Annotated in this window: 28 protein-coding genes; 12 read left to right on the forward strand and 16 right to left on the reverse strand. The window is 51.8% G+C overall.

Going from position 1 to position 24,885, the window contains the following annotated elements:
• Positions 1 to 23 precede the first annotated feature (23 nt).
• The 5 genes from AC5JPW_RS03025 to AC5JPW_RS03045 all read right to left on the reverse strand — a co-directional run bounded on the left by AC5JPW_RS03025 (position 24) and on the right by AC5JPW_RS03045 (position 5,530).
• Entirely contained in the window at positions 24 to 290 is a 267-nt protein-coding gene (locus AC5JPW_RS03025; RefSeq protein ID WP_494238197.1) for a type II toxin-antitoxin system ParD family antitoxin, read from the reverse strand.
• A gap of 84 nt (positions 291 to 374) precedes the next feature.
• Complete coding sequence (locus AC5JPW_RS03030) at positions 375 to 1,637, reverse strand: MFS transporter (RefSeq protein WP_494238198.1); 1,263 nt, start codon at positions 1,635 to 1,637, stop codon at positions 375 to 377.
• A gap of 45 nt (positions 1,638 to 1,682) precedes the next feature.
• A complete protein-coding gene (locus AC5JPW_RS03035) occupies positions 1,683 to 3,806 on the reverse strand; it encodes an alpha-galactosidase (RefSeq protein ID WP_494238199.1) in 2,124 nt (707 codons plus the stop codon).
• Between the two features lie 115 nt (positions 3,807 to 3,921).
• Entirely contained in the window at positions 3,922 to 4,917 is a 996-nt protein-coding gene (locus tag AC5JPW_RS03040; protein WP_494238200.1) for a LacI family DNA-binding transcriptional regulator, read from the reverse strand.
• A 64-nt stretch (positions 4,918 to 4,981) separates the two neighbouring features.
• Positions 4,982 to 5,530, reverse strand: coding sequence for a helix-turn-helix domain-containing protein (locus AC5JPW_RS03045; RefSeq protein ID WP_494238201.1), 549 nt, complete (start codon positions 5,528 to 5,530; stop codon positions 4,982 to 4,984).
• Between the two features lie 104 nt (positions 5,531 to 5,634).
• Between AC5JPW_RS03045 and AC5JPW_RS03050 the strand changes: the two genes are divergently transcribed.
• The 10 genes from AC5JPW_RS03050 to AC5JPW_RS03095 all read left to right on the forward strand — a co-directional run bounded on the left by AC5JPW_RS03050 (position 5,635) and on the right by AC5JPW_RS03095 (position 15,366).
• Positions 5,635 to 6,297, forward strand: coding sequence for an AzlC family ABC transporter permease (locus AC5JPW_RS03050; protein WP_494238202.1), 663 nt, complete (start codon positions 5,635 to 5,637; stop codon positions 6,295 to 6,297).
• Positions 6,297 to 6,620 (forward strand): AzlD domain-containing protein, encoded by a 324-nt coding sequence (locus AC5JPW_RS03055; protein ID WP_494238203.1) that lies wholly within the window; start codon positions 6,297 to 6,299, stop codon positions 6,618 to 6,620. Before AC5JPW_RS03050 ends, AC5JPW_RS03055 begins: the two co-directional genes overlap by 1 nt.
• A 148-nt stretch (positions 6,621 to 6,768) precedes the next feature.
• Entirely contained in the window at positions 6,769 to 9,369 is a 2,601-nt protein-coding gene (locus tag AC5JPW_RS03060) for a sigma 54-interacting transcriptional regulator (RefSeq protein ID WP_494238204.1), read from the forward strand.
• 193 nt (positions 9,370 to 9,562) lie between these two features.
• The gene (locus AC5JPW_RS03065) at positions 9,563 to 10,045 is read left to right on the forward strand and encodes a PTS sugar transporter subunit IIA (protein ID WP_494238205.1); all 483 of its coding nucleotides are present in this window, start codon (positions 9,563 to 9,565) and stop codon (positions 10,043 to 10,045) included.
• Positions 10,042 to 11,217 (forward strand): glycoside hydrolase family 88 protein, encoded by a 1,176-nt coding sequence (locus AC5JPW_RS03070; RefSeq protein WP_494238206.1) that lies wholly within the window; start codon positions 10,042 to 10,044, stop codon positions 11,215 to 11,217. Before AC5JPW_RS03065 ends, AC5JPW_RS03070 begins: the two co-directional genes overlap by 4 nt.
• Before the next feature lie 24 nt (positions 11,218 to 11,241).
• Positions 11,242 to 11,736, forward strand: coding sequence for a PTS sugar transporter subunit IIB (locus AC5JPW_RS03075; RefSeq protein ID WP_494238207.1), 495 nt, complete (start codon positions 11,242 to 11,244; stop codon positions 11,734 to 11,736).
• Between the two features lie 11 nt (positions 11,737 to 11,747).
• Entirely contained in the window at positions 11,748 to 12,551 is an 804-nt protein-coding gene (locus tag AC5JPW_RS03080) for a PTS mannose/fructose/sorbose/N-acetylgalactosamine transporter subunit IIC (RefSeq protein WP_494238208.1), read from the forward strand.
• Positions 12,544 to 13,383 carry a PTS system mannose/fructose/sorbose family transporter subunit IID gene (locus AC5JPW_RS03085; protein ID WP_494238209.1) on the forward strand — a complete coding sequence of 280 codons (840 nt, stop codon included), beginning with the start codon at positions 12,544 to 12,546 and terminating at the stop codon, positions 13,381 to 13,383. Before AC5JPW_RS03080 ends, AC5JPW_RS03085 begins: the two co-directional genes overlap by 8 nt.
• A gap of 45 nt (positions 13,384 to 13,428) precedes the next feature.
• Positions 13,429 to 14,388 carry a hydroxyacid dehydrogenase gene (locus AC5JPW_RS03090; protein ID WP_494238210.1) on the forward strand — a complete coding sequence of 320 codons (960 nt, stop codon included), beginning with the start codon at positions 13,429 to 13,431 and terminating at the stop codon, positions 14,386 to 14,388.
• A gap of 279 nt (positions 14,389 to 14,667) precedes the next feature.
• On the forward strand, positions 14,668 to 15,366 hold the full coding sequence (locus AC5JPW_RS03095; protein ID WP_494238211.1) for an oligogalacturonate-specific porin KdgM family protein: 699 nt from the start codon (positions 14,668 to 14,670) through the stop codon (positions 15,364 to 15,366).
• A 38-nt stretch (positions 15,367 to 15,404) separates the two neighbouring features.
• On the opposite strand, the gene AC5JPW_RS03100 is transcribed toward AC5JPW_RS03095, so the two are convergent.
• The 9 genes from AC5JPW_RS03100 to AC5JPW_RS03140 form a co-directional block, all read right to left on the reverse strand.
• Complete coding sequence (locus AC5JPW_RS03100) at positions 15,405 to 16,910, reverse strand: glycoside hydrolase family 43 protein (RefSeq protein WP_494238251.1); 1,506 nt, start codon at positions 16,908 to 16,910, stop codon at positions 15,405 to 15,407.
• A 131-nt stretch (positions 16,911 to 17,041) separates the two neighbouring features.
• Complete coding sequence (locus AC5JPW_RS03105) at positions 17,042 to 17,587, reverse strand: P-loop nucleotide/nucleoside kinase family protein (RefSeq protein WP_494238212.1); 546 nt, start codon at positions 17,585 to 17,587, stop codon at positions 17,042 to 17,044.
• Positions 17,584 to 18,021 (reverse strand): PTS sugar transporter subunit IIA, encoded by a 438-nt coding sequence (locus AC5JPW_RS03110; protein ID WP_494238213.1) that lies wholly within the window; start codon positions 18,019 to 18,021, stop codon positions 17,584 to 17,586. The genes AC5JPW_RS03105 and AC5JPW_RS03110 overlap by 4 nt, the downstream gene beginning before the upstream one ends.
• Before the next feature lie 9 nt (positions 18,022 to 18,030).
• Positions 18,031 to 18,300, reverse strand: coding sequence for a hypothetical protein (locus AC5JPW_RS03115; RefSeq protein ID WP_494238214.1), 270 nt, complete (start codon positions 18,298 to 18,300; stop codon positions 18,031 to 18,033).
• A gap of 70 nt (positions 18,301 to 18,370) precedes the next feature.
• Positions 18,371 to 19,213 (reverse strand): class II fructose-bisphosphate aldolase, encoded by an 843-nt coding sequence (locus tag AC5JPW_RS03120; RefSeq protein WP_494238215.1) that lies wholly within the window; start codon positions 19,211 to 19,213, stop codon positions 18,371 to 18,373.
• Positions 19,200 to 20,567, reverse strand: a complete 1,368-nt coding sequence (locus AC5JPW_RS03125) for a PTS sugar transporter subunit IIC (protein ID WP_494238216.1) — start codon at positions 20,565 to 20,567, stop codon at positions 19,200 to 19,202. Before AC5JPW_RS03125 ends, AC5JPW_RS03120 begins: the two co-directional genes overlap by 14 nt.
• Positions 20,560 to 20,874 (reverse strand): PTS sugar transporter subunit IIB, encoded by a 315-nt coding sequence (locus AC5JPW_RS03130; protein ID WP_494238217.1) that lies wholly within the window; start codon positions 20,872 to 20,874, stop codon positions 20,560 to 20,562. Before AC5JPW_RS03130 ends, AC5JPW_RS03125 begins: the two co-directional genes overlap by 8 nt.
• A gap of 10 nt (positions 20,875 to 20,884) precedes the next feature.
• Complete coding sequence (locus AC5JPW_RS03135; RefSeq protein WP_494238218.1) at positions 20,885 to 21,865, reverse strand: 6-phosphofructokinase; 981 nt, start codon at positions 21,863 to 21,865, stop codon at positions 20,885 to 20,887.
• A gap of 415 nt (positions 21,866 to 22,280) precedes the next feature.
• Complete coding sequence (locus AC5JPW_RS03140) at positions 22,281 to 22,493, reverse strand: YdgH/BhsA/McbA family protein (protein WP_494238219.1); 213 nt, start codon at positions 22,491 to 22,493, stop codon at positions 22,281 to 22,283.
• A 360-nt stretch (positions 22,494 to 22,853) separates the two neighbouring features.
• Here AC5JPW_RS03140 and AC5JPW_RS03145 point away from each other — a divergent pair, with 360 nt between their 5' ends.
• Positions 22,854 to 23,177: a type II toxin-antitoxin system RelE/ParE family toxin gene (locus AC5JPW_RS03145; protein ID WP_494238220.1), complete on the forward strand. Its 324-nt coding sequence runs from the start codon at positions 22,854 to 22,856 to the stop codon at positions 23,175 to 23,177.
• 47 nt (positions 23,178 to 23,224) lie between these two features.
• Entirely contained in the window at positions 23,225 to 23,527 is a 303-nt protein-coding gene (gene nadS, locus AC5JPW_RS03150; RefSeq protein ID WP_494238221.1) for a NadS family protein, read from the forward strand.
• Positions 23,528 to 23,606: 79 nt separating this feature from the next.
• Here nadS and AC5JPW_RS03155 read toward each other — a convergent pair whose 3' ends face one another.
• Positions 23,607 to 23,816: a YdgH/BhsA/McbA-like domain containing protein gene (locus tag AC5JPW_RS03155; RefSeq protein WP_494238222.1), complete on the reverse strand. Its 210-nt coding sequence runs from the start codon at positions 23,814 to 23,816 to the stop codon at positions 23,607 to 23,609.
• A gap of 129 nt (positions 23,817 to 23,945) precedes the next feature.
• Positions 23,946 to 24,782 (reverse strand): formate dehydrogenase accessory sulfurtransferase FdhD, encoded by an 837-nt coding sequence (fdhD, locus tag AC5JPW_RS03160; RefSeq protein ID WP_494238223.1) that lies wholly within the window; start codon positions 24,780 to 24,782, stop codon positions 23,946 to 23,948.
• Positions 24,783 to 24,885: the final 103 nt, after the last annotated feature.

Below are 24,885 nucleotides of genomic sequence, written 5' to 3' on the forward strand. Positions count from 1 at the left end.
GGAGCTATTGCCAGAATATTAACTCAATCTCTCTCATCCTTTGTCGCCACCCTGGCTTTGATGTTTCTGAGGAAAGCATCCTGCTCCCATTTTTCCGCTTCACCGCTTTCCAGCCCTTCAGCTAACAACGCTCTTAGCTGATTTAAACGCGATTGCGCCTGCTGCTCACGTAATAGCCTTAAGGAATCACGAACCACTTCACTTTGCGTTCGATAATCCCCGGTAGCGATCAGCGACTCAACAAACTCACGAAGTTCATCGCCCAGATCTACAGTCATTGTACGTGCCATACCTGCTCCAGATGTAAGAACTGTTCTTACATTTTAAAACAGCTTTATGCTGTTTTGCCACCATAAGAGCTGCGTTTTTCGGCTTTACCTCGCTTCCAGCGTACCGCCCGTCGCAACGGCTGGCTGTCTACCGCTCAGGGTAAAGGCGGAGAGCAGGGTGATGGCCAGGACAAAGCAGCCGAGAATTAAATAGGTGTCCTGGAAACCAATACGGTCATACATATTGCCGGCAAACGCGGAGAGGAAAATCGCCGCCAGCTGTTTGGCAAAGTTAAAACCAATCAGGTAGATAGTGGCGGACAGGCGGGTATCGAACACACCGGTGATGTACTTGAATGCCCCCACCAGCAGGAACGGCACTTCCAGTGCATGGAGCATTTTCAGCGCGATCACTTCATAGACCGTGGTGGCAAACGATGAACCAATGATGCGTGTGGTCATCATCAAGCCGGCGATCAGCAGTGTGTTTTTGGCACCGATGCGGTTAATGATCCACGGTGAGCAGAACATTATGACCGCGTTACACAACTCCCCTGCCGTGGTGGTAAAACCAAAGGCTTTTGTCCCGGCCTGCGGCGTATCAAAGAAGGACTTAAAGAAGGTGGCAAACTGCTGATCGAACACGTCGTAGACGCAAGCCACACCCACCACGTACAGAATAAACATCCACATTTTCTTCATGCGGAACAGGTCGATGACCATTTTGATATTGATGGTCGACGGGCGGTTGCCCTCCCCTGACAGGGAAATCGGTTCCTGCGATTGTACTTTTGCCAGCGCCAGCAGCACCATCAGCACCACTGCCGCCGCCGAGCCCATCCAGAAGACAAACGCCGGGTTAACGCTGAACAGAATACCCGCCGTTGAAGCACATAACCCCCAGCCCAGGCAGCCGAACATGCGCGCTTTGCCGTATTCGAAATGACTATTGCGGCTCACTCTCTCCACATAGGCTTCAATAGCCCCCGAACCCGCAGAAAAGACAAAACCAATGTACAAACCGCCCGCCAACGCCCCGGCCCAGATGTTAAATTTCAGCAGTGGGGCAAAGACGTAGAGGAAGAACGGGGCGAACAGCACCAGCATGCTGACGATCACCCACAGCATGTTTTTGCGCAGCCCCAGCTTGTCAGAAACCACCCCCAGAATGGGCTGGAAAGAGATAGCGGAGAGCGACATACAAGAAAAGACGATGCCGGTATGGGTTTTGCTGAGGCCAATTTCATCAGAGAGCCAGATAGGCAGGAACGGAAAACAGGTGGCCATGATGAAGAAATACAGGAAAACGAATAAACCAAAGATCCAAAACGTCGGGTTGTTTTTATGGGTACAGGTGGTCGTGTTCATTATTATTATCCTCAGTATTGAGGCCGCAGTGCGGCCCCGTTAGGGTCACACGCGTTCAAAACCTACCAAAATAGCGCTTTCCGGATCGAGCACCGGCAGCGCGAGCCCTGCTTGCATCAACCACTCACCGCTGACGATTTGCGGCGTAATCATCCAGGCCGGAAGCTGGCGCATGGTGTGCCCGCCCTCGTCGGTGATACGGATGTTAGGGTGATCGAGAAGCGTAATGCGGTACTGCGCCTGGGCATCCAGCCCGGCAACCCGCAGCGGAGCCAGCAGGGTATAGTCCGGCATCGCCAGTTGGCTCACGGTGTACAGCCCCTGACGCTGGTCCTGACTTACTATCCCTTGTACCAGCGTGGTGCTGTCCGGCATATCAATGCGCCACTGCGTGCCGCTGTGAATCACTTCGCGCCACTGCTTATAGAGCGCGGCGTAATGGCGATAACCTTCGCGCTCTTTGGCATCCGCATTCACCGGGTCCAGTTCCAGCCCCAGATGACCAAACAGTGCCGTCAGGCCACGGAATTCAATGCTGTGCTGGCGATACGTCGCATGGCAGCGGTGGTTGCCAATATGCGCACCCATGACTTCCGGCGGGAAGAAATAACCCATGCCGCGCTGGATGATATTACGTTCCAGCGCATCGTTGTTATCCGATGCCCAGAAACGGTGGCAGCGGGTCAGCACTTCATAATCGATACGTCCGCCCCCGGCAGAGCAGGACTCAAATTCAATATGCGGAAAACGGCTGCGTAGAGTGTCCAGCAGACGGTAGAACGCATGGGTCTGTGCATCGGCCGCGGCACGACGCCCCTGCCCCGGCTGCACCAGCTCGCGGTTCATGTCCCACTTCACGTAGTCAATTTCATGCTCGCCAAGCAGCCAGCTCATGCGCTCCAGCAGATAATCAAACGCCTCAGGGATCGTGATGTTCAGTACCAGTTGATGGCGGCCGAGGATCTGTGAATAGCCCTCCAGCGCCAGCACCCAGTCAGGATGGGCGCGGTACAAATCTGAGTTCGGACTGATCATTTCCGGCTCCACCCAGATGCCAAACTCCATGCCCAGTCCTTTCACACGGTCGATAACCGGACGCAGCCCCTCCGGGTATTTCCCCTCATCCAGATACCAGTCGCCAAGCGCGGCAAAGTCGTCATTGCGCCCTTTGTACCAGCCGTCATCGATGATGAAGCGCTCCACACCCAGCGCTGCGGCTTCTTCCGCCATCTTCATGATGTACGCCGGGTTATGGTCAAAGTAGATACCTTCCCAGGTGTTGAGGTGCACCGGGCGTGGCTTGTCCTGTACGAAGTGGATGATATTGGCGCGCAGGAAACGGTGGAACTGCTGGCTCATGCCGTTCAGCCCCTGCGAAGAGTGGCTGGCATACAGCCACGGCGTCCACAGCGTTTCCCCTTCAGCCAGCGCCATTTCGCCAGGCAGATAGAGCGCTTCGGCCTGAATGTAGCGGCGGCCGTCAGTTTTGACTTCCGCACGCAGCCGGTGATTGCCGCTCCAGCCCAGATGCACGCCCCAGACGCTACCCTGCGACTCACTGAAATTGCGGCTGCCGGTCATCAGCGCCGGGAAGTGTTCGTGGGAGGTACGTCCACGGCGGTTTTCAATCACGAAGCTGTCGTGTTCGAGAGTGACGCGGTGCGGCTGAAATTCACGGATCCAGCGTCCATGAAACGCCATGACATCACGAGCGTACTCTGCGATCGGTAGCGTGACCGCCAGGCGGTTCACCTGCCACGGCGCATCGGCCAGATTGGTCAGGCCGTGGCGCACCTGCAGTACTCCGCTGACGTCGAGCTGCAATTCACTGGTGAGGCGCAGCCCCGCCACTTCGTCTTCGCTGATAAGCGTCAGGCTCTGCCCGTTGTGCTGCACGTCAACGGTACTAAAAATGGGCGAGCCGTCCAGGCCATTGCGGTGCCCTTCCAGCCCCGGCGAGCCAAACAGACCATGACCGGATTCCGCCATCAGCGTCACCGGCGAATCGACATCCAGTCGACCATTAGCAACGGGGCGAATCAGGCTTTGCGCATCCTGCGCGCAGAAGTGCTGGAGATGGGGTCCCCAGTAGATGATTTCCGCAAAAGGGTGAGTTTTGATTACGACATCGGTCGTGGCGCTTTCAAGGCGCAGATAACGAGCTTCCATAAGGCGTCTCCAGATTCGGGATGCCGTTATCCTTGATCCGAAACGTTTCGGGTAACAACCGAAACGTTTTGGTTATGTGATCTGCGCAAAATTTTGGCGATGTTTTTAAGAAGAGTCAGGCGGTCGTGCCGGGGCGGAATTCGGTCTGCCAGAGCACCTGTAATTGAGTGAGATCCTCACCGGCAATCAACTGAAGCACCATGTCGGCAATCTGCTTACCCACTGCTTCACGGGTGGCCTGCACCACGGCGGCAACATCCACGTCAACGATGCTGTCGTCGGGCAAACCGTCGTAAACCACCAGTGCGACACGATCGTCACCGCGTAATTTCCCCTGCTTGAGCAGCGCCATAGCGGCACCGTCCCCGTGGGTATTGCAGTCGGTAATGATGGCCTGGGGCGGTTCGGGCAACGCAAGCAATGCTTCAACAGCCTGGTAGCCCGCGCGGCGTGAAGGCGGCAGCATGCGGAGCCATTCATCGGAAAGGCCGCTCTCCTGCAGCGCATCCAGGTAGCCCTGGCGTCGCTGGGTGATAAAGGCCTGATTGTTGTTTTCGCCAAGCATAGCAATGCGCTGATGCCCTTTTTCAATCAGATAGCGGGTGGCGCGATAGGTCCCGGCGTAGTTATCGAAATCAAACCACGCATACGGCCTGGTCAACTGGCTACGCCCCAGCGCGAGGAAGGGAAAGCCGGTGGCTTGTAACTGCTCAAGTCGCGCATCGTTATCCAGCGTATGGGCAACAATCAGGGCATCCACACGGCGGCTTTGTACCATGCGCAGATAGCTGTGTTTGTCCGCCAGGTCATCGTCGGCAATCAGCAATAAATCGATATCGTGGCTCGCCAGCTCCCGGCTGATTTCGCCCACCATCTCCATAAACACGCTATTGTTGAGCGGCACCGGGTGCACCGGAAACACCAACCCGACGGCATCGATTTTGCCCATCTTCAGGCGGCGCGCCAGAGTGTTGGGGCGATAGCCGCGTCGGTCCGCTTCGGCCTGCACACGGGCGCGCGTCTCCTGCGACACATCGTCGTAGCCATTCAGCGCACGGCTGACGGTGGTAACGGAGATACCGAGTTGTTTTGCGATTGCTTTAAGTGACATACCTTTCCGTGTCTCCAGAGAGCGTTATGTTTTTATAAGCCCTTGCTGAGGCCAGCGCACTGGCTCAGTTCTGCTCCGCCATCATGACGGCTTCAGTGTCCGGCTCCAGCGCTTTAAAGATGTGGGCCTGGTCAGCCGGATAACAGATGTAATCCCCTGCGCTTAACTCTTCCGGCGATTCCGTTAGCCCGACCATCGCACGACCCCGTGTCACAATAATATGCTCGACTGAACCCGGTGGATGGGGATGTGAGATACGATCCGCACCCGGCTGCGCGGTCAGAATGTAGAGATCGCGACGCGCGCCCGGTGGGCAGGTGGCAAGCAAAATCGCCTCAAAATTGGCATGTTCAGCCAGCACCTTTGTGCCTTCACCACGACGGATGATTTGCGTTTTTACCGTCTGGGGTTCCAGCAAACGGGCGAAGGGAATATCCAGCGCCACGCAAAGCGACCACAGGGTTTCTATACTGGGATTGCCGTTCCCGGCTTCCAGTTGCGAAAGCGTCGATTTAGCGATCCCGGCACGGCGGGCGATTTCCGCCAGTGAAAGCCCGGTTCGCAGGCGTTCGCGCACCAGGCTTTTGGCAATAACGCTAATTGGCTGTGTCATGACACGGCTCCAGTGTTCGATATAATGAACGAATCGTTCTTCTTGAAAAACGATGTCAGTGTGTTCATTATAATGGATTCCCGTTCGATATAGCTAAAAATCGCATGTTCAAACATCACTTCTCAAGCCTTAAAAGCGACACCATCAAAGCCATTTTCCTGGTCTGCCTGGCCGTTGGCGTGGTGGGCGTCTCCTATGGATCACTGGCGATGGCCTACGGCTTTTCGCTCTGGGTACCCCTTTGCCTCTCGATTCTGGTGCTGGCCGGAGCCTCCGAGTTTATGTTCATCGGCATTGTGGCCAGCGGTGGTAATCCGCTTGCCGCCGCCGTTGCCGGTTTGCTGGTGAACGCTCGCCACCTGCCCTTCGGCGTGACGGTACGTGAACTGGTCGGCAACCGTACGGCAAGCTTTTTGGGCTGCCACATCATGAACGATGAAAGCGTGGTGTTCGGTTTATCTCAGCCCACGCCGGAGCAGCGCAAGGCAGCGTACTGGCTCTGTGGTTTGGGTGTTGCGCTGTTCTGGCCGGTAGGCGTGCTGGTGGGTGCTGGGGTCGGAAAACTGTTGCCCGCCCCGGAAACCATCGGCCTGGATGCGGTTTTTCCTGCCATTTTGCTGGCACTGGTGCTCCCTGCACTCAAGAAGAGAACCACGCTGATTCGCGCCTCCAGCGGAGCGGTTATCTCGTTGGCCGCAGTACCGTTTACGCCGGTGGGGCTACCGGTCCTGCTCTCGTTACTTGGCCTGTTCACGAGGAAGAAATAATGACGAATGTCGCTCTTATCATTGGTGGCATTGCCATTTTATCGGCGGGCACCTATCTGATGCGCCTGGGAGGCGCGAAGCTGGGTAACAAACTGGCTCTGTCGGAACGCTCACAGGCGCTGCTCTCTGATGCGGCCACCACGTTGTTGTTTGCCGTCGCGCTGGCGGCAACTCTGTATGAAGGCGAACACTTTGCCGGTATGGCCCGTGTTCTGGGCGTGATGTTTGCCCTGTTCCTTGCCTGGCGCAAGATGCCGTTAATCGTGGTGATTATTTCCGCCGCGGTGGTCACTGCGCTACTGCGTTTTGCTGGGGTACAATAGCGGCTGCGAGTCCCGTCACATTCTTATTAAAACATGGTTTCATTTTCCTTCAGGCCGGTAGAAAGTAGTCAGTGTTTAATGACTTTCTTAGTGTCTAGTGTCGAATAAAATCGACACTGGATGCACACTGCGCTTGTGAGGCACACCCATGGCACTCTCCGCCAAAGAAAAGCTCTTTCAAAATATCTTAACTCATTACGCCAGTCATACGGCTGGCTTCACCGCACAGGACTGTGCGGACTTTATGCAGGTGAATCGCAGCGTCATTAGCCACTACTTAAACAGACTGTGTGATGACGGCAAGTTATTAAAAGAGAATACCAGGCCGGTTCGCTTCTTTGTCAGCAATAGCGGTGATGTCCTGCCCACTCGCCCGGTTTTAGTGTCGAAAAATAATGATGCCTTCTGTCGATTGATTGGTGCAGGGGGTAGCCTGGAAGAGATCGTGTCATTGTGCCGTTCCGCCGTCGACTACCCCACCCAGGGTTTACCTATATTACTATCGGGTGAGAGCGGCGTGGGTAAGAGTCATCTTGCTTCGCTTATCTGGCAATATGCGCTTGAGCGTGGGGTGATTTCTGCCAATAGCCCGTTCATTGAGCTTAACTGTGCAGATTACGCCAACAACCCCGAATTACTGTCGGCAACGCTGTTTGGCTACACCCGGGGGGCTTTCACTGGCGCCGATCGGGAAAAACGTGGGGCGTTTGATGAAGCCGACGGTGGGTTTCTTTTTCTGGATGAAGTGCATCGTCTCTCAGCTGAGAACCAGGAGAAGCTATTTCTGTTTATGGATAAAGGCTATTTTTATCGGCTGGGCGACAATCGTACCCGTCGTCCCGCCACGTTACGCTTTATCTTCGCCACCACGGAAAATATCGATACCGCGCTACTTAACACCTTTCGTCGACGCATCCCGGTTCGTGTCACTCTGCCTAATTATATCTCTCGCCCATTAACAGAACGTATTTCTCAGGTAGAGCATTTCTTGCATGAGGAAGCCACCAGCCTGAACAGAGATATTCATCTGGATAGTCATCTGATGCATCAACTGGTGATGTCCCCGGTGCGAGGAAATATTGGCGAACTAAAAAACCAACTCAAGGTGATGGCAGCCAGTGCATGGAGTGAACAAAAGCAAAATGCGTTTATCACTCTGCATACCGCTCGTCCCAGTGGTGAAGTCCTGGTTATTACGGCCAAAGAAAAATGTGTCCCACTGGATGTCGCGGTCTTGCTACCCAAAGCCATGCGCGATGACGTTATTTTCCGTGAGTTTTGCCATAGTGGCAATGTGTTGCTACTGAACCGCAAGCTGGAACAGCTCCTGACGACAGTTCATGGTGTGCTGAGCGCGGAACAGATCTTCAGCGGCTATCTCTGGCAAAACACGATGCATGCCATCAATGAACTGGAAGCGCTAACGGGCATCGTGTGTCAGCAGGAATTACGTAAAGCGATATGGCTAAGCCTTATCTGGGCACTGCATATTCAACACGATGAAGCGCAGGTCGCAGAGTTACAGACGATTACCGATTACGTATCCTGCAAAGCGCGCCTGCTCGCGGAGAACTGCATCGACCTGCTGCAAAAGCATGTCACTCACAGTGCGCTTCCCATGCTTATGCCTTTACTGAGTTGCGCACTGAACAAACTAGCGGGTGAAGATGATGCGATACAGGGTGTCATTGTCTCACACGGTCGTTCAACCGCGTCCAGCATTGCAGGGATGGCCAACCAACTGACCGGGGGCTATTTCTTTAAGGCCTTTGACATGCCCTGGTCTACGTCCACTAGCGATATTATTAATTTGCTGATTGCCCATCTGGCCGCCCTTAAGCAAGGGGCTGGACTCATCATTTTGGTGGACATGGGCTCGCTTAAAGAGATTTATGAAGAAATTAAGCTGCACCTGCATGGCGAACTACTGGTGATCAATAACGTCAGTACCTCGATGGCTTTGGATATTGCAGCAAAAATTCAAAACCAGTTGTCGATGGAAGAGATTATTGAAGGCGTAAAAGGGGCCTATGAAATCGAGACCCGCTATTACGCAGGTGTGTTGCCCGGCAACAAAATCATTATTTCCTGTATTTCGGGTGAGGGAATTTCGAGAAAACTCAAAGATATTTTAAGTCGTTATCTCGCCAGAGAAGAGATAGACATTGTGACGATGGAATATGACGACCTGAAATGGAAAATTGCCCGCGCCGATCCTGCGCTGCATGGCACAAGGTTAATCATTACTACCACCGACCTGGAGGCAGGTTATATCCCACTGCTGAACGTGGAACAATTGATTAAAGAGAAAACCCAGGTGCTGCGCCGCGACTATTTTACAGACCTGGTGGTGGAAGGCAGTCTCGAGCCGATGGTGGAAGAAGTGGTGAAACTGTTTACCGTCGAAGGCGTTGCCAGTCGGCTGAATTTCCTCAATCCGGTGATCATCATCGACGAAGTTGAATCGGTGATTAAGCAATACGAGTCCTTTTATAAAATCCATTTTGAGAGCTATTTGCGTATCAACTTATTCATGCATATCGCACTGATGATTGAGCGCGTGATGGTGAATACCGGCATGCGCCATCGGGACGACGTCTCACTAACGCTTGAACAACAGGCTTTTGTGGCAGTCCATGACACTTTTTTCCAGGCCCTAAACCGCAAATATCACCTGACGGTGCCCCTGACCGAAGTACTAATGATTTATGAAATCATGGAACCCTGGATCACAACAGAACCTATGTAACCCACCTCACGCTGGCCCAGTCCAGCGTTTTCATTTCGACGCTACGGTAAATGTACGGATTCAACAGTAGTTAAAGCGTCCAGGAATAAACAAAAAACCTTTGATTACATTAGGTTGAATAATTGGCACGCCATTTGCTCATCCCTGTTAGCAAATAACACTCCGCGTTCGGTTAAAGAGAAAGGAACAGGTAATGCGAGAAATTTATATCGCCAGTCATGGCCGCTATGCCGAAGGCATTATTTCCGGCCTGAATTTACTGATTGGTGAGGAGCATGGTGTGACACCCATTTGCGCCTATTGCGGCGAAATAGGTTCCACCGCCGAGTTGGGAAGATATTTTGAAGACATCGCCAGTGAGGCCGCTCGTCGCGGTAACGAACTGGTGCTGTTTACCGATATGCAGGGCGGTAGTGTCAACAATACCGCTGTGCAAGTGATGGTGAAATACCCTCATATGCATGTCATCAGCGGTGCCAATTTGATCATGTTGATGGAGTTTTGCATGTCAGAGCAGGCGAGTACCGAAGCCCGTTTACAGGACGCGATTGCCGCCGCCACGAATGCCATGCAGTACATGAATGTCCAGCCTGAAATTATGGCTGCACGTCAGGCTACGCTGGCGGCCCACTGTGATGATGCCGACGATTTTTTTGCGTCGGAGAGCACCCTATGAGTGTCATCCTGGAAAGGCTGGACCGCCGCTACCTCACGCCACAACCCGCGCTGGACAAAGCCTGGCTCAATGGGGCAATCGCGGATGCGCTCAGCGGCATTGACGCCATGCTGCCGCGCTTTAGCCAGACATTCCCGGCGGCCAGCGTGCAAGGCAGCGTCTATCCCCCCGTTGAGAAAGTGGACTGGACGGAGGGCTTCTGGACTGGCCTGTTGTGGCTCGCCTGGGAAGTCACGGGAGAAGAGAAATACCGTCGCGTCGCAGAGGGCTTCCTCGATAGCTTTGAAGAGCGCCTGAATAAGCAGATCAAAGTCGATACGCACGACCTCGGTTTTTTGTATCTGCTTTCCTGCGTGAACAGTTGGCGGCTCACCGGTAATACCCGAGCGCGCACCCTGGCGCTGCGGGCTGCAGACCTGCTTTATCGGCGTTTCAATAGCACGGCGGGCGTGATTCAGGCATGGGGGGATTTGAACGACCCTGCGCGCCAGGGACGAATGATTATCGACTGTAATCTCAACGTTCCCCTGCTTTTTTGGGCCGCTGATGAAACCGGAAATACCGCCTGGCGCGACGCGGCCACACGCCATCTGGCCCAGGCTGCCCGTTATCTGGTGCGCGAAGATGCCTCGACGTTCCATACGTTCTACATGGATATCTCGAACGGGGAACCGCAGCGCGGCGATACCCATCAGGGATTCAGCGACAGCTCATGCTGGGCACGCGGCCAGGCGTGGGGCATCTACGGTTTTGCGCTGGGTTTTCAGCACACAGGCAACCCTACACTACCGGAGCTCTCCCGCAAGCTGACGCATTATTTTCTTAATCGTCTGCCAGAAGATGGTGTGTGCTACTGGGATTTAATCTTCACCGCCCAGGACCATGCATACCGGGACACCTCAGCCGCTGCGATTGCCGTTTGCGGTATGGCGGAACTGCTTAAACAGCTGCCGCTGACCGATTCACTGCGTCCGGCTTACCTCAATGCTATCAGCCTGATGATGCGTAACCTTCAGGCACATTACTTCGCGCATAACGAAGACGGCCTTTTGCGCGAAGGTGTTTACAACTTTGGCCGTGATATGGGCATCAACGTACCGAATCTCTGGGGAGACTATTTCTGGTTCGAAGCCCTGGTACGCCTTTCCCGAGTCTGGACACCCTACTGGTAAATATAAAAACAGGAGTACGTAAGAATGATTTCGCTAATAAGAATTGATGATCGATTAATCCACGGTCAGGTGGCCGTTGTCTGGACTAAGCATCTGGGCGTCAACCGCATACTGGTCGCCAACGATCAGATTGTGAACAATGAAGTGCAGAAAATGTCTCTGCGCATGGCGGCTCCGGATACAGCGAAATGCGCCATTATGGCGGTAAGTGATGCGGGTGATGTCCTTAACGATCCACGCTCTGAAGCGATGAAAATCATGGTCATTGTTAACAATGCCGCTGATGCCCGCCGTCTGATTGAGCAGGTTCCTGCAATAAAAGAGCTAAACGTCGCCAATTATGGACGTATTACCGACAATCTCGCGGCTAAAAAGCGGATTAGCGACACCGTGTACGTCACACCTGAAGATGTGACTGACTTCCATGCCATCGCCGAGCGTGGTGTGCAGGTGGACTACCAGGTTTTACCGTCTCATCCGGTCAAAAACCTGATTGAAATGCTGACCCACGCCGGTTAAGAGAGGCCGCTATGTTAACGTCCGCACTACTCGTTGCTTTGGTGATGTTCCTCGCCAAGACTGCCGATCACACCCTGGGTCAGCCGCTGGTCGAACGCCCGCTTATCTGCGGTGCGCTGGTAGGTTTGGTGTTAGGTGATTTTCAGCAGGGGATCATCATTGGCGCCACGCTGGAACTGATCTTCCTCGGCACCATCACTATCGGCGGTTCCGTCCCGGCAGACCTGGCTGTTGGCTCGGTACTGGCAACCGCATTTACCATTCTGACTAAAGCAGAACCACCGGTTGCCGTGGCCCTTGCCCTGCCTATCAGCCTGTTGGCCGTTTTTGTCTACCAGGTTCTCAAGCTGGTCTATACCGGTCTGGTGGAAAAATATGATGCACTGCTGGAAGAGGGGCGCGATCGCGCCGCGCTGGGACTGGTGCTCGGTATGACCTTCTTCTATGGCGTACCCTTCGCCGTGATCGCCTTCTTTGGCGTGCTATTCGGCACCGATGTAATCCGCAGCCTGGTGGAAAGCATTCCCGATACCGTTATGCGCGGTATGACGGCTGTGGGCGGTGTACTGCCTGCGCTGGGTTTCGCCATCCTGCTTAAAGCCCTGTGGAACCGCAATATTGCCGCGTTCTTCTTTATTGGATTCGCAATGACGGCGTACCTCAAGCTGCCGATCATCGGCATTGCGATTATTGCCGCCTCCGTTGCCGTGTACCTGTGCCTGAACGAGTTCAATCAGCTAAAAGCCAACAAACAGAAAACCGCGACGGCCGCGCCAGCGTCTGTTGATGATAAGGATGGGTTCTTCAATGACTGATATTCACATGAAAAACGTCGCCGCCCGTGATGAAGATAAAAGCGAGAAAAAGCTGTTTCGCCAGCTCTTTATTCGCCAGTTCCCCCTGCTGGGCACGATGAACTTTACCCGTATGGAAGGACTTAGCTACGGCTGGGCGCTGGCTCCGATGCTGAAAAAGATTTACCCGGATCCGCATCGCTATATGGAAGCCTTGAAACGTAACAGCCAGTTCTTTAACACCAACCAGCATCTGGCCCCTTTTATTATGGGCCTGACGCTCTCCATGGAAAAAGAGAACGCTGCCAATCCGAGCTTTGACACCTCCAGCATCAATGGGATTAAAGTCGCCCTGATGGGGCCATTTGCAGGAGTAGGCGATTCATTCTTTTACGGCGTTCTGCGTATTATCGCTACCGGGATTGCGATAGGGCTTGCGTCACAGGGTAATCCGCTCGGGCCATTGCTGTTCCTGCTGATTTATAACATTCCAAGCTACCTGATTCGCTATTACGGCGGAGTGATGGGCTATCGGCTAGGGTCGAAATATATTGCCGAAGCGACGCAGTCTGGGTTGTTAAGTTGCGTCACCAAAGCCTCTGCGATAATGGGGCTGATGATGGTCGGGGCAATGAGCGCCAGCATGGTGAAATTTACCACCACCTTTAAAACGACCATCGCCGGGCAGCCCTTTGTACTGCAGGATATTCTCGACAAAATTTGTGTCGGGTTAATTCCGCTGATGCTGGTACTGGTGTGTCTGCGGATGCTCAATAAAAAGGTCAGCCCAAATAAAATCCTTATATTCCTGATCATATTTGGCTTCACTGCCGCAGGCATCGGCATTATTTAATTAACGTGCCCCTCTTGATAAAAGGGGGGCATTACAGGACTAAAAATGACATTATACGCCGCCTGTTTTACTAACCGACCAGAAAAATTTAATCAGGTTTTCTCCGCAGGGAACCTACAACAGCTCTCCAGCTGGTGTCATTTTTACCCGCAGACCATCACCGAGAAAAATATTGCGACACGACTTCCTGAGCTTGCAAAAACTGAGGTGATATTTTCGAGTTGGGGCATGTTTCCCCTTAATGAATCCCAGCTTGATGCTCTACCAAATCTAAAAATTATTTTTTATGCCGCCGGGAAAACGAATGCCTTCGCCAGTACACTTATTAAACGCGGCATTATTGTCGTCAGTGCCTGGCGCGCGAACGCCGTACCAGTGGCGGAATTTTGTCTTGGGCAGATCTTACTGGGCTGCAAAGGGTATTTTCGTAATAAGCGTGAATACCTGACACCCGCAGATTTTACGCCGTTACACCATCATCACCCCGCGCCCGGTGTCTATGATGAGCGTATCGCATTAATTGGTGCAGGTGCTATTTCACAGACGCTGGCCCAGCTTCTTCGCCCCTTTGCACTAGAGGTGATCACTGTTCCTTCGCGCGCCGGGAAGCGAACCTTGAGCCTGGAAGCCGCCTTTGAAACCGCGCTGGTGGTAAGTAACCATTTACCCAATCGCGATGACAACCAACATATTCTCAACGGCAATTTATTCCGTCGAATGCGCCCCGGCGCGGTGTTTATTAATACCGGCAGAGGGTTGCAGGTTAATGAGGCTGAGCTTATCACTGTCATGCAGCAACGCCCCGATCTGACTGCCTTACTGGATGTGACGTCCCCGGAGCCACCCGCTTTCAACTCACCGCTCTATCAGCTACCCAATATTCTGCTGACCAGCCATATCGCTGGCGCGCTGAATAATGAAACACGCAGGCTTGGCGACCTTATTATCGCTGAATTTAAACGCTGGATGGACAATGAGCCGCTACAACATCAGGTGATTTTTTAATTTCCAACAGACATAAAAACAATCTTATTTTATGTGACCACGGTCAAGGCTAGTGTTTAGCGATTTCCATCTTTCTTTATTGTGTCTAAGACAAATAAAAAAACTTAAATAAATCGCTTTAATTTCATTAAGTTAATATTTGGCACATGACTTGCAATTAAATATTTCAACCATCAACACAATAGAGGCACATATAAATAATAACGAATTACTCTGCATCCGTATTTTAAATTTAAAAATCACGCTACACATGCGTGTTAATAACTAAATGGATAAACCATGAAAAAATCATCTTATTTTGCCATTGCCTTACCGCTGACCTTATTTACCATGAATGCTTTCTCCGCTGCCACTTGGGTAGATAATCGTTACGCGCACACCACCGCCTCTGAGAAAAACCAGTATAAAATTGGCGCTGGACATATTTTTGATAACGGTGCCGGTATTCTGGTTTCGGCGATGTACGATTTAGGCCAAAATTTTGACCAGATGCGCAGCACCTTTCAGGAATACGAAGGGTGGTATCCTGTTCCGTTGAACGATAAATGGACGCTCACGCCGGGTGGTCTGTCCGATGTCGACAGTAACGGCACGAAAATCGCCCCTTATTTAGGACTTGATTATAAAGTCAGCAAAGTTTTCAGCATTGGCAGTCGCTATCGTTATAACCACATGACCCACAAAGAGCATGATTACAACGGCAACATGGACTACAACGATAGCCATCAGTTTGACCTGTTCTTTAACTACCAGGCCACGGATAAACTCTGGCTGCAATTGAATCCGGAGTTTTTCGTCAACGCCAATGATTTCAACGCTTCAAACGGACAGAAAACCCACTGGGAGCCGAGCATTGTGGCGCGCTATCGGCTGGATAAAAACTGGATGCCGTACGCCGAAGTGGCCTGGCTGGACCAGGATCAGAACCATGACGACCAGGTACGATTCCGTATCGGTATCCGCTATTACATCAACTAAGTACATTATCCACCGGGGCAGACGTGCTGCCCCGGTTTTTATGCCCTGCGCACCACGACGTGCGAAAACAGCGCCATACCCTGCGTCTCACTCTCCTGCCCACGGGCATAAAGGCCAAATCTGGCCCCAACCCATTTCCCCGCCCCCGCAGAAAAAACCGGGGTCACTTCCCGCCACACTTCACCGGCAACGCGATAGCAAAAACGGCTGATACCATCGTAATCAACATGGAAACCAAGTTCAGGGTTCTCTGACACGTCATCGCAAATGACCAACACGGATTCACTCAGTTCCCCCCGCTCGCTATTCCACCCGTGGCGTAACCGTAACTGCACGCCAGAGTTTTCTCGCACCAGGCAAAGCGAGGAAAAGCGTTCGCCATAGATAATCAGGCCCGCTTCATCTCCCGGCTGGCTGAACCGACTCGCCAGTGAAAGGGTGACCATAAAACGTTCGGCGGGAAATTTTTGCAACAGCATCTGTGGCAAGGTGTAGAGGCTACCGGCATGGGGCGCACAGCGCAGCGCCAGACCCTCTGTACTGACCCCTATCCACTGCGGCTGAGGGTTAGACTGCCACTGCCATTGCAGGCCTGGCTTACCTTCGGGGAAGTCATCGCTGGTTTGTGGCGAGCAGGGCATTGCCGGTAAGGAGGGCCGGGAATGACGGATAACGGGCTGCCCTTTACCCGCATTGCCCAAGGGTTCACCGATGGCGGGCCAGCCATCTTCCTGCCAGCGCAGGGGCTGCAAATGCACGACCCGGCCATAGACACCCTTGTCCTGAAAATGGAAAAACCAGTCTTCCCCATTCTCCAGTGCTACCCATGCCCCCTGATGTGGGCCATTAACCGCCGTATCACCCTGATGCAACACATCCCGGGGCTGCCATGGACCCGAAAGCTCTGCGGCTCGTAATACCGTTTGCCAACCGCGCTTAACACCGCCCGCGGGCGCAAAAATCCAGTATTCATTGGCACGTTTATAGAGCTTTGGCCCTTCGAGCGTAGGGTGGGAGGGCGTGCCATCGAAAATAATCTGTCCATCATCAAGCAGGCGGGAAGCATCCGGAGCCATTTCAATCAGTTGCAGCTTATTTTTAATGCCACTACGACTATACGCAAAAGCATGCACCAGCCACGCCCTACCGTCGTCGTCCCAGAACGGGCAGGGATCAATCCAGCCGGAAGCTTTTTTCAGGCATCGCGGCGTGCTCCATTCGGCTAGCGGATCGCGTGTATGGGTAACAAAAATACCGTCGTCCGGCAGGCTGTAGAAAATCCAGAACTGCCCATCATGATAGCGAATTGACGGTGCCCAGACCCCCTTCCCGTGCTGGACAACATCGTATTCCGGTGACGGTAGCCGCTTAACGGCATGGTTGACGATATGCCAGTGAATCAGGTCGCGCGAGTGGAGTAGCGGTAAAGCGGGCAGCTGATTAAAACTGGATGAGACCATCCAGAAATCCTCGCCCACTCTTATTACATCAGGATCGGCATAATCAGCATGCAGGATGGGGTTTTGATAGTGTAACGTCATGATAAGACTCCTTTTAACTGTCGAAGCCGTTGCAATAATCACGCCACTGAATTTTTAATATAAATTTCAATTAATTAAGATGGTTACGACACAAAAAAAGCGCCATATAGCGCTCTTTCGACGGTGGAAACATGTCAGGTGTATAACTGCTCTTCAATCCAGGCGTTAAGCGGGGCGAATGCAATCTCGCCCCCCTGTTCGACGCGAAATACCGGGCCGATCGCCATCGGCTCAGCCTTCGCGGCCAGCACAGCCAGTTCGGGCAAGTACTCTTCTCCCGGATGCCCCATCCGGCGCTCGCCCAGGCGACTGGCATAGCGGGCCACGGCGACCTCGGGTGATACTGCGTTCCACACCTCCAGTACCCGCGTCACACCCGCCTTTTCCAGATAATCGATCAGCGTTTCCCGTGGCTGAAAGCCAAACCAGGCATCGACCAGAAACGGACAGCCCGGTGGCGCGTTACGAATAATGGACCAGATAACGTCATAGGCGGCGTACCCCAGTTGCCGATTGAATGCCCGGTCAATCTGGGCAAACTTCGCCATAAATGGCTCTTTAATGCCATCTATGGTGAGAACCGGCAGGGAAAATCGCGCCGAGAGCTGGCGCGTAACCGTGGATTTACCGGATGCCGGTACGCCATTCACCAGCACGACGGTTTTAGCTTGAGTCGTCATAGTAGTGCCACGACCTCCTCCCGGGTACGCGCCGCCCGCAGCGCCGCCATCGTCGCATCGTTATCCAGCAGATGAACGATGGCGCGGATCCCTTCTTCGATGTGGGCGTTGCTGTTGCGGGCCCCAAACATGATCACAATGTCCGCCGCCTCACTCTCGCCAAAGCGAATCGGTTCCTGCAGTAATACCAGACTAAAACAGTCCCGCTTTACGCCGCATTCCGGGCGGGCGTGCGGCATGGCGATACCTTCATCAAACACGTAATAGGCCCCATGCTCCAGGGTACTGTCGATCACCGCTTCACCGTAGCGTGCCTCCAGATAACCGCCGTCGATTAAGGGCCTGGCAGCCAGCCGAATCACCTGCTGCCAGTCCGTCTCCGTGACACCGACCTGAATGGCATCTGCTTCGATGAGAAGATCTTTAATCGTCATCTTTTCTCCCTAAATATTACGCCGAATAATATTGCGCAATTCATCAATACGAAGAAATAAAGAATCCACGTCCTGGCGATGATTTTTACTTTTCGCAAAGACATTTAATGCCCGGTTATACATCAACATTAATTGTTTTTGTACATCGTTATTCCGTGGATCCTCTTCCAGCTTACCTTCCAGTTTCTTAATATCGTCAGCCAGCAAAGCCGCCTGCTGATTATATTCCTCCACTGCCGATTCGTCTTTTTTCCACAACGATTTCAATGATTCAAACATGACTGACTCCCGCCCCAATGGATGCCGGAGCATCAGGGTTATGGAATAAAATGAATAGGGTAATACAGGATTATCTAAATAAATTCATTTTCTCGACCAACACCTGAGTGACCGCATCATTGGCCGGGATCAGGAATTTTCGCACGCTGTCGTTCACCTTGCCTTTATCAAAGGTGGATTTGCACTGACCAACCCACTGCACATTCATCTCGGTCCCCACATTCACCTTATTGATACCCTCGGTAACGGCTTTGCGCATATCCTCATCGCTGACGCCTGTCCCACCGTGCAGCACCAGCGGCGTACCGGTGGCAGCGCTAATATCCTGTAAACGCTGATGTTGAATCTGCGCCTTGCCGGTGTAGAGCCCGTGAACGGTACCCACGGAGACGGCCAGCATGTCGACATCGGTTTCATCGACAAAGCGCTTTGCATCTTCCACCGTGGTAAAGCTGATAGCATCCATTTCCACCGATTTACCGTCTTCCGAGCCGCCAATCGCACCCAGCTCACCTTCAACCGAAATACCGCGCGGGCGCGCCATTTCAACAACGATTCGGCTATTGGCAATATTCTCATCAATATCCAGATGCGAGCCGTCATACATAATTGAACTGAACCCGGCATCAATTGCCGTCTGAATCGCATTAATATCCGAGCAGTGATCTAGGTGCAAACAGGCTGGCACATTTTCACTTGCCGATAATGACCGGACGGAATCAACCAGTAATTGATATCCCAGATATTGTGCCGTCCCTGTCGATATCTGAATCATTAATGGGCTGTTGGTTTTCTTTGCTGCTTTAAAAAAGGCAGGCAGCATTTCCAGGCAATGTAAGTTAAAGGAACCGACGGCTTTAAACTGACGCTCTTTCGCAATATCTAACAGCGCATTGAAATTATGCAGACTCATGGGCTTTCTCCCCTTTAGGTTTAGCTGACTTGCCATTAACGAACCAGGCAAGGAAGGCAACGAAGATGATAAACAGACCAACAAACAGCCAGTTATTCTGGAAGGCATGACCGAGCACCAGACCGGAGCTAATAACGTCCGAGTCACTGAAGGTCACACCGGTAAAGCCGTAACTTTCCAGCATCGGCACAAGGATGGCCGGCAGGAAGGTAATAAAGAGGCCGTGAACAACGCCGCCAATGACCGCGCCGCGACGCCCACCCAATGCGTTGCCGAACACACCTGCCGTGCCGCCCGCAAAGAAGTTAGTGAGCAGACCAGGCAGAATCATCGCCAGACCAAACATCGGGAAGACCAGCATGCCGATAATGGAACCGACGGTGGTCGCCAGGAACCCAACAATGACCGCGTTAGGGGCATAAGGGAACAACACCGGGCAGTCGAGTGCCGGTTTGGCATCCGGTACGATGCGCATGGCAATACCACGAAACGCAGGAACAAGTTCGTTAAGCAGCAGACGTACACCGCTATAAAGGACAAAGACCCCGGCCACAAACTGGATGGACTGCATAAAGGCGTACATCAGGAAGTTCACGCCGTTGGAGAACTGAGAGATGTATTCCGGGCCCGCCGCTACGGCCGGGATCAGGTACATCGGCACCATCACCACCGCCATCGCGAGATAGGTGTCCTGCAGGAACTTGAAGTTGTCTGGTAACTCCAGGTCTTCAGTTGAACGAGAGCCTTTACCGACGACTTTTGCCACCGCCGCTTGCACCAGATAGCCGATAGTGCAGAAATGCCCCAGTGCCACATCGTCCGAGCCGGTAATACGTCTGACCACCGGCTGGGCGAGTGCGGGCATCAAGACCGCCATTGCGCCACCAAAAATACCACCGGTCAGGATTAACGGCAGCCCGGTCAGACCGGCTTTGTAGCCAATAACCGCACCGATGGTCGCCATCCACAGCAACGCCTGGCCGGTCAGGAAGATGTATTTCAGTGGCGTCAGGCGGGCAATGATGATGTTGACGGCGAAAATCACCAGCAGCGTCAATGCCACTTCCGATCCCAGTTCACGGTTTGCCAGTCCGGCAATAGCGGCAACATCCGTGATATAGCCTTTCATGCCAAAGCCATGGGTGAAGATATCGTTCAGGAAAGTCAGAGTAGCAACAATAATGTTGATACCCGCCATCATGATTAAAAAGCCGAGCAGCGTTTTAAACGTCCCTTCAGCGATTTTACCCGGTGACTTCTTCTGTAAGATCAAACCGAGCATGGCGATAAAGGCGATTAATATCGATGCCTGCCCGAGTAAATCTTTAACGATAAACTCAACGAAGCTATTCATGATCGGCCACCTTCATATCGTGGAGTTTTAAAAAGGCGATAATTTTCTGCTCTATTTCTTCTTTATCCGTTAATTTATTGAGCACCACAACACGCCTGATTTCTTCTTCACTGGCATCTGCTGTTAAAATGTCGGCAAATACTTTTTGGGTCAAAATCATATCGGATTTAAACGCACCAGCTTCTGAAACTGTCGTGTGTTCCACTTTTGCCGGGATTTCTAGTTTTTTCAGTACCGCCTTTGCGCTCATTTCGATCGCAAAGCTGGAGCCGAGGCCGCAGCCACATACGCAGAGAACTTTAAGCATGTAAATCTCCTCAAATAATATTGAGTTGTTTGGCCAGTTTGTAAGGGTGTCCTTCAGTGTCTACCAGACGTTTTTTCATACTAATAAGATCAATCGGAATTGGTTTATTGCTTGAATTGATAATAATGGCTTTATTTCTCATGCCAGATTGAATACAGCGAACCACTTCACTGGCCATAATAGTGCCCTGGTAAATTTCCTCGCAGGTAGGGTCGCCGTTACGTAAACCGTAGCCAATAATCGTTTTACGAATCCGCACGCCAATGCGGGGTTCAAGCTGCTTAATCATGGTATCGATAGCCCCCTGGAACCCCGGTGAATACTCGCGTGTATAGCCTTCAGAGCAGAGAACAACAACGCTGTTCTGTCGGGCGAGGCGCGTTTTAATACGCTCTGCCAGCTCATCAGCCGGAATCTGGCATTCCGGGATCAGAGCGATATCAGCATTGCTTTTAATCGCGGATTGCAGCGTGAGTTCACCACAATACCCGCCGAGAACTTCCACCATAAATACACGGCCGGGTAGTGCTCGCCCTGTATTTCTCAGCCGCGAAACTTCTTTGATAATTTGCTCACAAGCGGTAGAAAAACCAATCGAATAATCACTACCATAAACATCGTTATCGATGGTCATCCCCACCCCAAAACAATTCACATCAAATTCACTGAGTGTATTGAGAAATTGCAGTGAACCATCACCCCCCGCCATAATTAATACATCAATACGTAATGACTTTAATTTTTTAGCTATGGCTTCATATTCACTTCTCACTAATTTTCGGGTGGTTCTTCCTGATGTAATAATCGGAATCGAAGCGATAGAAAAATCGACCAAATCACACCAGGCGATCTCATTGTGCTTTTTTTCAAGCAGCCCAGGAATCCCTCCATTAAAGAGGGTTATTTCAGCTTGAGTCAGTCGTGCAATCTGGAAAATAAAGTTATTAATGCCAGAAACATCACCACCGCTAATGACCACTCCGATTTTCATCGCGAACTCCTCAATGGCTGCCAGTGGGAATATTTTTCCCTGACTTCAAGCCTTATATTTGCAATGAAAGTCACATTTTCTGGATAAATTTAATATAGCAAAGCGTTGACACCGATATTTAATGGTCAACATTTGCGATATAAATCACATAAACGGAAAGAGAGGTCACTCACATTATTTTTATTAATTCCTTTCCAATCATTGAGTTATAAGGATGTAAAAATTAAACAGCAAGGGACAGTAAAAAACGCCGAGGGGAAGAATAAGTGGAGAATGAATTTGTGACTTTACGCGCATTTTTTGCCGTCAAAGAGGCATAGTGGAACGCTATAAAGGGGAGACAAGGTATGCAGAGGGGGGGAAATGAACCTGTCCCCGCTCCGAAGAGCAAGGGACAGCGGCAAAGCGGGGAATCTTATTTGCTCAGTTCAGCGGTCATGTGGACCTGGTTGCCAGAGAAGGCTTCGGTAATTTGGTAAGATGATGCACCGGCCAGTTGTGCTTTAGCGGCAATTTTGGCTTCTGCACCGGAAAGAGTGGTGTCAGTTGCGGTCACTGTCTGTGCTGCGAAAGAACCAAAAGAAGCTGCGAGAGCGATAACTGCTACAAAAGTTTTGATGCTTTTCATGATGTATACCCTTCAGTAAGTTTGTTTAAGTGAGGCACCGCGCCTCGATTAAATAAATAATAGACCTGTTCCCCCTCAACAGAAAGTGGAATGATTTGCATTTATCTTTCAAATTTATTGAACGAACAACATGAAGCAAAAATGCCTAACAGACTGGCTGCAACCACCTGTCAAATACGGTCGCTTATGCACGGTTTCTGCGACGATGAATTTACGAAAACGGGGTGGGCTGAGTTCGTGCTGGCGACTGAGTCGCGCTTAAGAGTGAGGGAGATCCTAAATCGTACTCCGTACTAACTTTACATAGATATTCGTACCATGTACTAATATAATATTTGAAGGAGCACCAGGAGTGAACGGATGAACTACATGGAATTTGTAGAGACCCCGACATTCAGCAAAGCGCGTCGAGTCCTGATGGAAGACGATGAATTTCAGGAACTTCAGAGCTATTTGTTGAATGTATATGAACGGGGTGATGTGATTGGACACACAGGTGGATGCAAAAAGCTCCGCTGGAGCCGTCCTGGTATGGGAAAGCGAGGTGGTGTAAGGATTATTTACTACGTTAAATTAGCGAGTGAACGAATTTACCTGATACTCATTTATCCGAAGAATGTAAAAGATGATTTAAACGAGTCTGAGAAAGCAATATTGAAGACGCTGTCTCAGCAGTGGGAATAAGGGGCGTAACCCTGAGGGTGCCCACCCTTCCTTATGAGGAAATAAAAATGGATAAAGCATTGTTTGCTGATCTTGTGACCAGTCTGGAAGAGATGGTGGCCATCGAGAAAGGTCAGATGGTTCCGGCATCCGAGAATATCCACCGCCATATCTTGCCTGATGTTAAAGCGATTCGAAAAAGTGCAGGCATGAAGCAAGCTGAATTCGCGGATGCGATTGGTCTGAGTGTCGATCTTGTTCGCAGTTGGGAACAGCAGCGTAGAGTGCCATCTGGTATTGCATTGAAGCTTCTGTTTCTTTTGGAAAAACAGCCTGAAATTATCAATACCTTAAGAACCATTCCTGTTTAAGAAATTGAGCAAGCTTCAGGTCATTCAGAAACGAAAAAAGCGCCCGTAGGCGCTCTTTCGACTGTACTGCTTGTTTGGCTTATTTGGTTAGCTGTGCGGTCATGTGTACACGGTCACCGGTGAAAGCTTCAGTGATGTGGTAAGACGCACCAGCCTGCTGTGCCTGAGCGGCGATTTTAGCTTCAGCACCGTCCATAGTCGTGGAGGTTGCGGTAACAGTTTGAGCAGCGAAAGAACCGAAAGAAGTAGCCAGTGCGATAACTGCAACGAAAGTTTTGATGTTTTTCATGATGTAAATCCTTCTCAATGTTTGTTGGGGTGAGGCACTGTGCCTCGATGAAGTAGATATTAGACCTGAACCCCATCAACAAAAAGCGGAAGGATTTGCTTTTATTTGTCAAAATTTTTGATTAACAAATCAACCAGCAATTAAACGCTGCGGATGCGTGTAAATGGTGGCTCTGCCGGGTTTGCAAAACCCCACCAGCGTCAGGTTGCAGCGCTCGGCAACCTCAACGGCCAGCGTGGTCGCGGCGGAGACGGCAAACAGGATCTCTACACCGCACATCGCGGATTTCTGCACCATTTCGTAGCTTGCCCGGCTGGAAACCAGCGCTGCACCGGACTGCCAGAGTTCACCTTCATTCGCGCGGTGTCCTAACAATTTGTCCAGCGCCACATGGCGGCCCACATCTTCATGTCCTCCAGGCAGCTCACCGGATGGCAGCATCCAGGCTGCGGCGTGTGTACATCCCGTTAGCTTTCCGATGGGTTGAAAATCCGTCAGATGGTGGAGCGCCTGATCAAGGTTCGCCAGATTAAATGTCTGCGTAAACGGGAGAGGCGCTATGGGTTTACCAATGTCGTTCAATTGCTCGACACCACATACACCGCAACCGGTTCTCCCGGCCAGCGCACGGCGACGCTCTTTCAGCCCCATAAACCGACGACTGGACAGTTCGATTTGCACTTCGAGTCCATTGCAGGAGGGCACGACTTCCATTGCGTAGATTTCTGAAGCGGTTTCTATAATCCCTTCGGATAAGGAAAACCCGACGGCAAACCACTCCAGGTCTTTGGGGGAAGCCATCATGACGACGTGCGAAATACCGTTATAGACCAGTGCTACTGGCACCTCTTCCGCCAGGATATCGGGGTGGGAGTTTTGCAGATCATCGCGTCGCCACAGCGTAATCTGCCGTGAACCTGGGATCTGAGTAGCATTTTCAAGTTGCTGAGTATGGGTTTTGTTCACGTTGTATTAACCGAATTAGAACAGGGTGACAAACAATATGGTATTCTGAGTTATACCCCTTTTGTGCAAGGGGATTTGCATCGATTTTGAACCTTTGCGGCGG

The organism is Phytobacter sp., from assembly GCF_059074235.1.

Bases quoted from the DNA above. Each gene is read 5' to 3' on its own strand.
- AC5JPW_RS03095 (WP_494238211.1), top strand. From the start codon at position 14,668: ATGAAAAAATCATCTTATTTTGCCATTGCCTTACCGCTGACCTTATTT.
- nadS (WP_494238221.1), top strand. From the start codon at position 23,225: ATGGATAAAGCATTGTTTGCTGATCTTGTGACCAGTCTGGAAGAGATG.
- AC5JPW_RS03105 (WP_494238212.1), bottom strand. From the start codon at position 17,587: ATGACGACTCAAGCTAAAACCGTCGTGCTGGTGAATGGCGTACCGGCA.
- AC5JPW_RS03145 (WP_494238220.1), top strand. From the start codon at position 22,854: ATGAACTACATGGAATTTGTAGAGACCCCGACATTCAGCAAAGCGCGT.
- AC5JPW_RS03115 (WP_494238214.1), bottom strand. From the start codon at position 18,300: ATGTTTGAATCATTGAAATCGTTGTGGAAAAAAGACGAATCGGCAGTG.
- AC5JPW_RS03130 (WP_494238217.1), bottom strand. From the start codon at position 20,874: ATGCTTAAAGTTCTCTGCGTATGTGGCTGCGGCCTCGGCTCCAGCTTT.
- AC5JPW_RS03080 (WP_494238208.1), top strand. From the start codon at position 11,748: ATGTTAACGTCCGCACTACTCGTTGCTTTGGTGATGTTCCTCGCCAAG.
- AC5JPW_RS03050 (WP_494238202.1), top strand. From the start codon at position 5,635: ATGTTCAAACATCACTTCTCAAGCCTTAAAAGCGACACCATCAAAGCC.
- AC5JPW_RS03035 (WP_494238199.1), bottom strand. From the start codon at position 3,806: ATGGAAGCTCGTTATCTGCGCCTTGAAAGCGCCACGACCGATGTCGTA.
- AC5JPW_RS03045 (WP_494238201.1), bottom strand. From the start codon at position 5,530: ATGACACAGCCAATTAGCGTTATTGCCAAAAGCCTGGTGCGCGAACGC.
- AC5JPW_RS03060 (WP_494238204.1), top strand. From the start codon at position 6,769: ATGGCACTCTCCGCCAAAGAAAAGCTCTTTCAAAATATCTTAACTCAT.
- AC5JPW_RS03090 (WP_494238210.1), top strand. From the start codon at position 13,429: ATGACATTATACGCCGCCTGTTTTACTAACCGACCAGAAAAATTTAAT.
- AC5JPW_RS03120 (WP_494238215.1), bottom strand. From the start codon at position 19,213: ATGAGTCTGCATAATTTCAATGCGCTGTTAGATATTGCGAAAGAGCGT.
- AC5JPW_RS03025 (WP_494238197.1), bottom strand. From the start codon at position 290: ATGGCACGTACAATGACTGTAGATCTGGGCGATGAACTTCGTGAGTTT.
- AC5JPW_RS03085 (WP_494238209.1), top strand. From the start codon at position 12,544: ATGACTGATATTCACATGAAAAACGTCGCCGCCCGTGATGAAGATAAA.
- AC5JPW_RS03070 (WP_494238206.1), top strand. From the start codon at position 10,042: ATGAGTGTCATCCTGGAAAGGCTGGACCGCCGCTACCTCACGCCACAA.
- AC5JPW_RS03040 (WP_494238200.1), bottom strand. From the start codon at position 4,917: ATGTCACTTAAAGCAATCGCAAAACAACTCGGTATCTCCGTTACCACC.
- AC5JPW_RS03155 (WP_494238222.1), bottom strand. From the start codon at position 23,816: ATGAAAAACATCAAAACTTTCGTTGCAGTTATCGCACTGGCTACTTCT.
- AC5JPW_RS03110 (WP_494238213.1), bottom strand. From the start codon at position 18,021: ATGACGATTAAAGATCTTCTCATCGAAGCAGATGCCATTCAGGTCGGT.
- AC5JPW_RS03135 (WP_494238218.1), bottom strand. From the start codon at position 21,865: ATGAAAATCGGAGTGGTCATTAGCGGTGGTGATGTTTCTGGCATTAAT.
- AC5JPW_RS03140 (WP_494238219.1), bottom strand. From the start codon at position 22,493: ATGAAAAGCATCAAAACTTTTGTAGCAGTTATCGCTCTCGCAGCTTCT.
- AC5JPW_RS03055 (WP_494238203.1), top strand. From the start codon at position 6,297: ATGACGAATGTCGCTCTTATCATTGGTGGCATTGCCATTTTATCGGCG.
- AC5JPW_RS03065 (WP_494238205.1), top strand. From the start codon at position 9,563: ATGCGAGAAATTTATATCGCCAGTCATGGCCGCTATGCCGAAGGCATT.
- AC5JPW_RS03030 (WP_494238198.1), bottom strand. From the start codon at position 1,637: ATGAACACGACCACCTGTACCCATAAAAACAACCCGACGTTTTGGATC.
- AC5JPW_RS03125 (WP_494238216.1), bottom strand. From the start codon at position 20,567: ATGAATAGCTTCGTTGAGTTTATCGTTAAAGATTTACTCGGGCAGGCA.
- AC5JPW_RS03075 (WP_494238207.1), top strand. From the start codon at position 11,242: ATGATTTCGCTAATAAGAATTGATGATCGATTAATCCACGGTCAGGTG.